This window comes from Runella limosa DSM 17973 (assembly GCF_000482465.1).
Lineage (GTDB): Bacteria > Bacteroidota > Bacteroidia > Cytophagales > Spirosomataceae > Runella > Runella limosa.
Map to the genome: position 1 here is coordinate 1 of NZ_KI519425.1, position 5849 is coordinate 5849.

Here is a 5849-nt window from a genome sequence, read left to right on the forward strand (position 1 = left end):
AAGCATCCTTGATTCTAAGTGACAATTCTTTTTCAGCGATTATCTCTTTATAAGCTTGAATCTCTCGCTGAAGGCGAAGAATCTCTTTGTCTTTATCAGAGTTACTAACGCTGGATGGGCTTGAAAAACCTCCTTTTTCGTACTGGGAAACCCAGTTATAAATGTTTGCACTCGAGACGTTAAACTCCTTAGATGTCTTAGCAGCTCCGTGTTCTTTGTAGTAATTCACTATGGTCAGTTTTTCCTCCTGGCTCCATGATTTTTGATGCTTTCCCATTGAATCACAAATTTAAAAGTTATACCCTAATTTGTGTCCAACTTTTTAGCGGGCTAGATTCAGACCTTCCAAGTTTAGTTACCTACGAAGTAAAAACTTGGAAGGTCTATTTATTTTGAAATGCGTTGATTCCAATAGACCAAGACGTTGAGCGTAGAACGACCCGACGCAATAAGGTCTAAATCGCCGTCATTGTCAAGGTCAGCGGCCTGTAGGTCTTCACAAGCCATCATTACACTTTCGTCCAACGTAAACTCTTCCCAATTTTCGCCGTTGGCATCTTTGGGAGCAAACAACCGCACACCCACTTTTTTATCGGCGTTCGGATTGCGCCATCCTACTACGATTTGTGAAGAACCCGTTCCCAAAAAATCTTCACAAACCACAGCGTGGCCTTGATTGAGGCGCGTGGTCAGTACTTTTTTGGTATTGGTTTGAGTATCCAAGACCACAAGTTGATTGCCATGCCAAGGACTAACGGCAGCCACAAAAGGCTTTTTGTTGGGCAAATATCCGCGACGAACTTCACCCACGCCCGTTCCCTCGCCTACCCATTGCTGCGTGGGCGTCCATTGCCCTTTTTGATAACTTACTACTTTGCCTCCTTCTTTGCTGCCTATGAGAAGGCGGGTTGCGTTTTGGTCTTCCCAAATTTCAAAATTGTGCGTAATGTGCAGCGTGGAATCAATCAGGTGATAAGGCCAAGCTTGTTTTGGATTTTTAGGAACATCGTACGCCAATAGTTTTACGCCCACTCCTTCGCCGTTGGTATTGCCAAGTCCATGCAGCGGCGCGACAATGAGTTGGTACTTATTTTTATCAACTTTTGCCCAACGCATTCGGTGGGTAGTGATTTCGTGATGAAGGCGTACGGGTTCCCACAATTGCGTAGGGTCTTTGGGGCGAATCAAATAAAAAACTGCTCCCGATTGGGTGATGTCTTTGGTTTCGGCGGGGTTCCACATTGCCCCTACGGCTACCTCTACACGACCATCGCCGTCGATGTCGCGGGCGGCGATACAGACATTGTCTTTAGAAGTAAGATTTGCTGCCATGACAAAGCGTTTCCAATCGCCGTTTCTATACCAAACAATCTCTTTTTGGTCGGCGAGTAAAATATCTTTTCGTTGGTCGCCATCTACATCGCCAATGGCTAGTCCATAGCCAATACTGATTTGATTATCAATGACTTGTATTTTAAAGTTAGGGGCAGGGGATTGTGCAAAAAGTGAGGCCGTGGATAGTTGGATAAGTACAAAAAGTAGCTTTTTCATTGGCATAGAAATTTGAAAGTGTGACGATGAGAAACGCGCGGGCGTCTAATGATTTAAAAAGCAATTAAAAAGCACAATCTTTTCTTAAATTGTGAAAAATTGCAATACATTTGACCAAACCAATAAAACCACTATTTAAACTCAATCTTACACAAAATGAAAAAGTTACTCGCCCTGTTAATCACCCTTTTGTGCTTTGGCGTAACGCTAGATAGCGTAGCACAAACCGAAACAAAACCGAAAAAGGAAAAGAAAGAAAAAGCGAAAGACAAAGCCGAGGATAAAAAAGACAAAAAGGAGGATAAGAAGGATAAGAAAGAAGATAAAAAAGACAAGAAGGAAGACAAGAAAGATAAAAAAGAGGACAAGAAAGATGCCAAAACTGACAAGGGCAAAAAAGACAAGTTAGAAGACAAGGCTGACAAAAAAGAAGATAAGAAGGATAAGAAAGAAGACAAAAAAGACAAGAAGGAGGACAAGGCTGATAAGAAAGAAGACAAAGCCGACAACGCTGATAAAAAAAGCAAAGGCACGAAGGTGAAGCCTGCCGCGAAAGAGGATGATGGCAAGGAAGCCGATGGAAACACGCGCAAGAAGGTAGCAGGTGCTGATAAAACCATGGGTAAAGACGACAAAGGTCGCACCATTTACCAAGGCCCTCGCGGTGGTCAATATTACATCAATTCAAACGGGAATAAGACGTACTTGAAAGCCGACGACAAATTGTAATCGTTGGAACGAAGAATCATAAAAAAAGGCGGCTCGTTTACGGGCCGCCTTTTTTTATGAGCAAAAATTATTTTGGAGCTTACTTTGACGCTGCTGCGTAAAGCTCGGCTACTTTGTCCCAGTTAACAACGTTCCAAAACGCGTCGAGGTAGTCAGGACGTTTGTTTTGGTACTTCAAATAATAAGCGTGTTCCCACACGTCAATCCCCAAAATAGGTGCGCCTTGTACGTCAGCTACGGGCATGAGTGGGTTGTCTTGGTTTGGGGTAGAAGTGATGACAAGTTTTTTGTCTTTTACAATCAACCAAGCCCAGCCTGAGCCAAAACGACCCGCGCCAGCCGCTTTGAATTTGTTTTTAAATTCGTCGAAAGAACCAAATTCTTTGGTAATCGCTGCGGCTAATTCTCCCGAAGGCATGCCTCCTTTGCCAGGTGCCATGATGTTCCAGAAGAACGTATGGTTCCAGTGACCACCGCCATTGTTGCGGATGGCAGGAGCCGTTTCTTTCGTGATTCCTTTTACCAAAGCATCAATGCTCAATTTTTCTTCGGGCTTTCCTGCCACAGCCGTATTGAGGTTGGTGATGTATGCTTTGTGGTGACGGCCGTAGTGAATTTCCATCGTGGCTTTGTCGATGCTAGGCTCAAGCGCTTCGGGAGCGTACGGAAGCGGGGCTTGCGTAAATTGGGCGATTGCCTGCAACGACCCTGCTGTAAGAACCACTACAAGTGCGTTTCTAAGAAAATTAGTTGTCATTGTGGTATAAAAGAATGGTTGAAACGTGAATGAGGTGCAATATTACGCAGAATAGAACGCAAGAAAAGCGAACAAAGTTGTTTTTAATCAAAAATAAAAGACCTTCTGCCCGAAGTCAGAAGGTCTTTTGTAAGTATAAATGTCTGGAAGGGTTTAGGAATAACTTCTACAAAGGTACAAGATTATTTTAATAAATGAACTATTTCAAGAAAAAATTTGAAAATAGTATCTTTTTGCCCCGCTTTACCTCCTAAATTTGTTCAAAATACCGTTTACGTTCCCAGTCTGTTACCGATGAATTAAAAGCTGCTTGCTCGGTACGATAAAAATGAGTGTAGTGTTCTACAACGCTCTCCCCAAATGTTTCTTTGGCAAAAGGGCTATGGCTAAAAATGTCGATTGCTTCGGCCAATGTATAAGGAACACGTGGCAAATGTGCTGCCGCATAAATGTCACCATCAAAAAGGGCAGGTGGTTCAATCTTGTTTTTGACGCCTTCCATTCCTGAAGCTAATAAGGCCGCAAAAGCCAAATAAGGATTACAGTCAGCGCCTGGAATGCGACATTCGATGCGCAGGCTTTTTCCTTGCCCTACTACCCGATAGCCCGCCGTGCGGTTGTCATAACTCCACGCCAGACGAGTGGGTGCCCATGAGCCGTCCACGTAGCGTTTGTAGGAGTTGATGGTAGGAGCATAAAATACCATCACATCAGGGGTGTATTTGATACAGCCGCCCAAAAACCAGCGAAATACATCGGATCCTTTTACGGGGCCGAGTTGGTTATCACCGTCAAATGCGTTTTGACCTTCTTGCCATAAACTAATATGAATGTGACAGCTTGAGCCTGCGCGGTCGGCGGCAAATTTGGCCATGAAAGTCACGCTCCAGCCCATGGCCTCTGCAATTTCTTTGAGGCATTGTTTATAGACAACGTGGCGGTCGCCCATGTCCAAAATATCCGAATAACGGACGTTGAGTTCGTGCTGCCCCAATCCCCATTCACCTTTAGAGGTTTCAACGGGTACACCCGACTGTTTCAAATAACGTCGTGCGGCGGCATTGAAGGCTTCAGTGCGCGTGCCTTGTAAAATATGATAATCTTCGATGTACCAGCCTACGGGTTTGAGGTTGTGGTAGGCTTGGTCATGGGCGTCGCGGAAGGTGTTCTCGAACAAATAGTATTCTAATTCAGACGCCGCAAAAACGGTGTAATCACTGGCTTTTTCGAGTTGAGCTCGAAGGATAGAACGAGGGGCAATATCGACGTATTCGTGCGTTTTCTCATTTTTGACGTCGCAAATAACCATTGCCGTGCGGTCGAGCCAAGCAGCAATCCGAAGGGTGGACAAATCAGGAACTAAATGGAAATCGCCGTAACCCAACTCCCAGTTGGCAAAAGAATACCCTGGAACGGGCTCCATGGCCATATCGGTCGTGAGGAGATAATTGCATCCGTGTGTTCCGCTTTCAAAAACGTCGTTGACGAAATATTCGGCATCAAACCGCTTTCCGACGAGGCGTCCGTAGTGGTCGGTAAAAGCAACAATGATGGTTTCAATGGTTTGTTGTTGGACAGCATCTTGTAGCTGTTCGATGGTTAAAAGGCCCTTAGGTTTAGACATGGTGTTATTTTTTGCCCCAAGTTAGGCAAAAACCTCAAAAGGTTATTTCCCTTTTTTCTTCATTTTCATTTGAAGAGGCAAACAATTTTGTTTGTCGCAACTACAATCGTTGTGCGTAGTTTGGATGGTGACGTCGTAGAAAAGCCCGCAACGATTAAAAATTCTGACGGTATAGTATTGGTTAACATTGGATAGCGCGCCTATAATTCCGTCAGTAGGAAGCGGTTGCGCTGTTTCGTACGTCGCTCCTCCTCGGTAGGATGTGCCTAGCGAATAATCGAACCGCTCGCCGTCTTTTAGGTTTTCAATTATAATTTCCCCATCGCTCAGAACCGTATCGCCAATACAAGTAGCAGGGCGCGTAGTCAAGGTAAAAGTAGGTTGCCCGATTTTCGCCCCCACGGCTTTGGTACGAGTGCTACTCACGCAGCCTGCTACTACCAGAGAGCGCCCTTCGGCATAAAATTCTCCAAAGAAATTAGGTTGGTAGGTAAGCGAATTGGCTTTAAGTAAGTTACCATCTTTGTCGTACCAATCGACGGTTATGTCTGCCCCGACGGCACCCACTAAAACAGGGAAAGGCTCACCTTCGCAAATCGTAAAGCTGGACGGAACAACCAACACATTCATAGGGTTACAGTTGCAATCTACGTTTGTGATAGTAACAGTTGTGTCGGTAAAGCAATTAGGTTCTCCAAAAATACGGATGGTATAGCTTTGGGACGAAACTGGATTAGGAATATCACGAACCAAAATACTATCACTAGGAATATCAAGAGCGGTGTCAAAGGTTCTACTACCTGTGTAAGAGATACCTACGGAGAAATCATACTTTGTCCCATTTTTGAGACGAGTCATTGAAATTTTACCGTTGTTTTGAGCCGCTGAATTGCTACAAGTCGAGCGACTGGTTGTCACCTGAAACGACGGCAAATCATTAATAAAGGCATACGACGGTGCGCGCGAAGTTGACTTACAGTTGGTGAGCGTATCGCGGGCTTCGGCGTAGTAAATACCAGCTTGGGTAGGTTTGAACAAGATAGAACCTCTCAACAAAAGATTTCCACCCGTTGGGGCATCGTACCAATCGACAGTAACGCCCGAATCGACGAACCCTGTGACAGTTCTGAGGGTATCACCTTCGCACACGGCTTGGCTTTCAGGGACAACGAAAACGGGTTTTGGACA

General features: G+C 44.8%; 6 protein-coding genes. 1 reads left to right on the forward strand and 5 read right to left on the reverse strand.

The genetic code is table 11. The annotated features are described in order from the left end of the window. Both K339_RS0123250 and K339_RS0123255 read right to left on the reverse strand, forming a co-directional pair. On the reverse strand, window positions 1-277 hold a 277-nt coding region (locus tag K339_RS0123250; protein ID WP_028525754.1), incomplete at its 3' end, for a transposase. Between the two features lie 110 nt (window positions 278-387). Beyond that, window positions 388-1551: an FG-GAP repeat domain-containing protein gene (locus tag K339_RS0123255; protein WP_028525755.1), complete on the reverse strand. Its 1164-nt coding sequence runs from the start codon at window positions 1549-1551 to the stop codon at window positions 388-390. A gap of 156 nt (window positions 1552-1707) precedes the next feature. Here K339_RS0123255 and K339_RS0123260 point away from each other — a divergent pair, with 156 nt between their 5' ends. Next, the gene (locus K339_RS0123260; protein ID WP_028525756.1) at window positions 1708-2280 is read left to right on the forward strand and encodes a hypothetical protein; all 573 of its coding nucleotides are present in this window, start codon (window positions 1708-1710) and stop codon (window positions 2278-2280) included. A gap of 79 nt (window positions 2281-2359) precedes the next feature. Here the strand turns inward: K339_RS0123260 and K339_RS0123265 are convergent, their stop codons facing one another. From K339_RS0123265 to K339_RS0123275, 3 genes are all read right to left on the reverse strand, one after another. Next, window positions 2360-3037, reverse strand: coding sequence for a superoxide dismutase (locus K339_RS0123265; RefSeq protein ID WP_084332294.1), 678 nt, complete (start codon window positions 3035-3037; stop codon window positions 2360-2362). A gap of 250 nt (window positions 3038-3287) precedes the next feature. After that, window positions 3288-4661: a glutamine synthetase family protein gene (locus K339_RS0123270; protein ID WP_028525758.1), complete on the reverse strand. Its 1374-nt coding sequence runs from the start codon at window positions 4659-4661 to the stop codon at window positions 3288-3290. Between the two features lie 42 nt (window positions 4662-4703). Continuing rightward, on the reverse strand, window positions 4704-5849 hold a 1146-nt coding region (locus tag K339_RS0123275; protein ID WP_028525759.1), incomplete at its 5' end, for an immunoglobulin domain-containing protein.

Coding starts and splice junctions, on each gene's coding strand:
- K339_RS0123255 (WP_028525755.1), bottom strand. CDS start 1,551: ATGAAAAAGCTACTTTTTGTACTTATCCAACTATCCACGGCCTCACTT.
- K339_RS0123260 (WP_028525756.1), top strand. CDS start 1,708: ATGAAAAAGTTACTCGCCCTGTTAATCACCCTTTTGTGCTTTGGCGTA.
- K339_RS0123265 (WP_084332294.1), bottom strand. CDS start 3,037: ATGACAACTAATTTTCTTAGAAACGCACTTGTAGTGGTTCTTACAGCA.
- K339_RS0123270 (WP_028525758.1), bottom strand. CDS start 4,661: ATGTCTAAACCTAAGGGCCTTTTAACCATCGAACAGCTACAAGATGCT.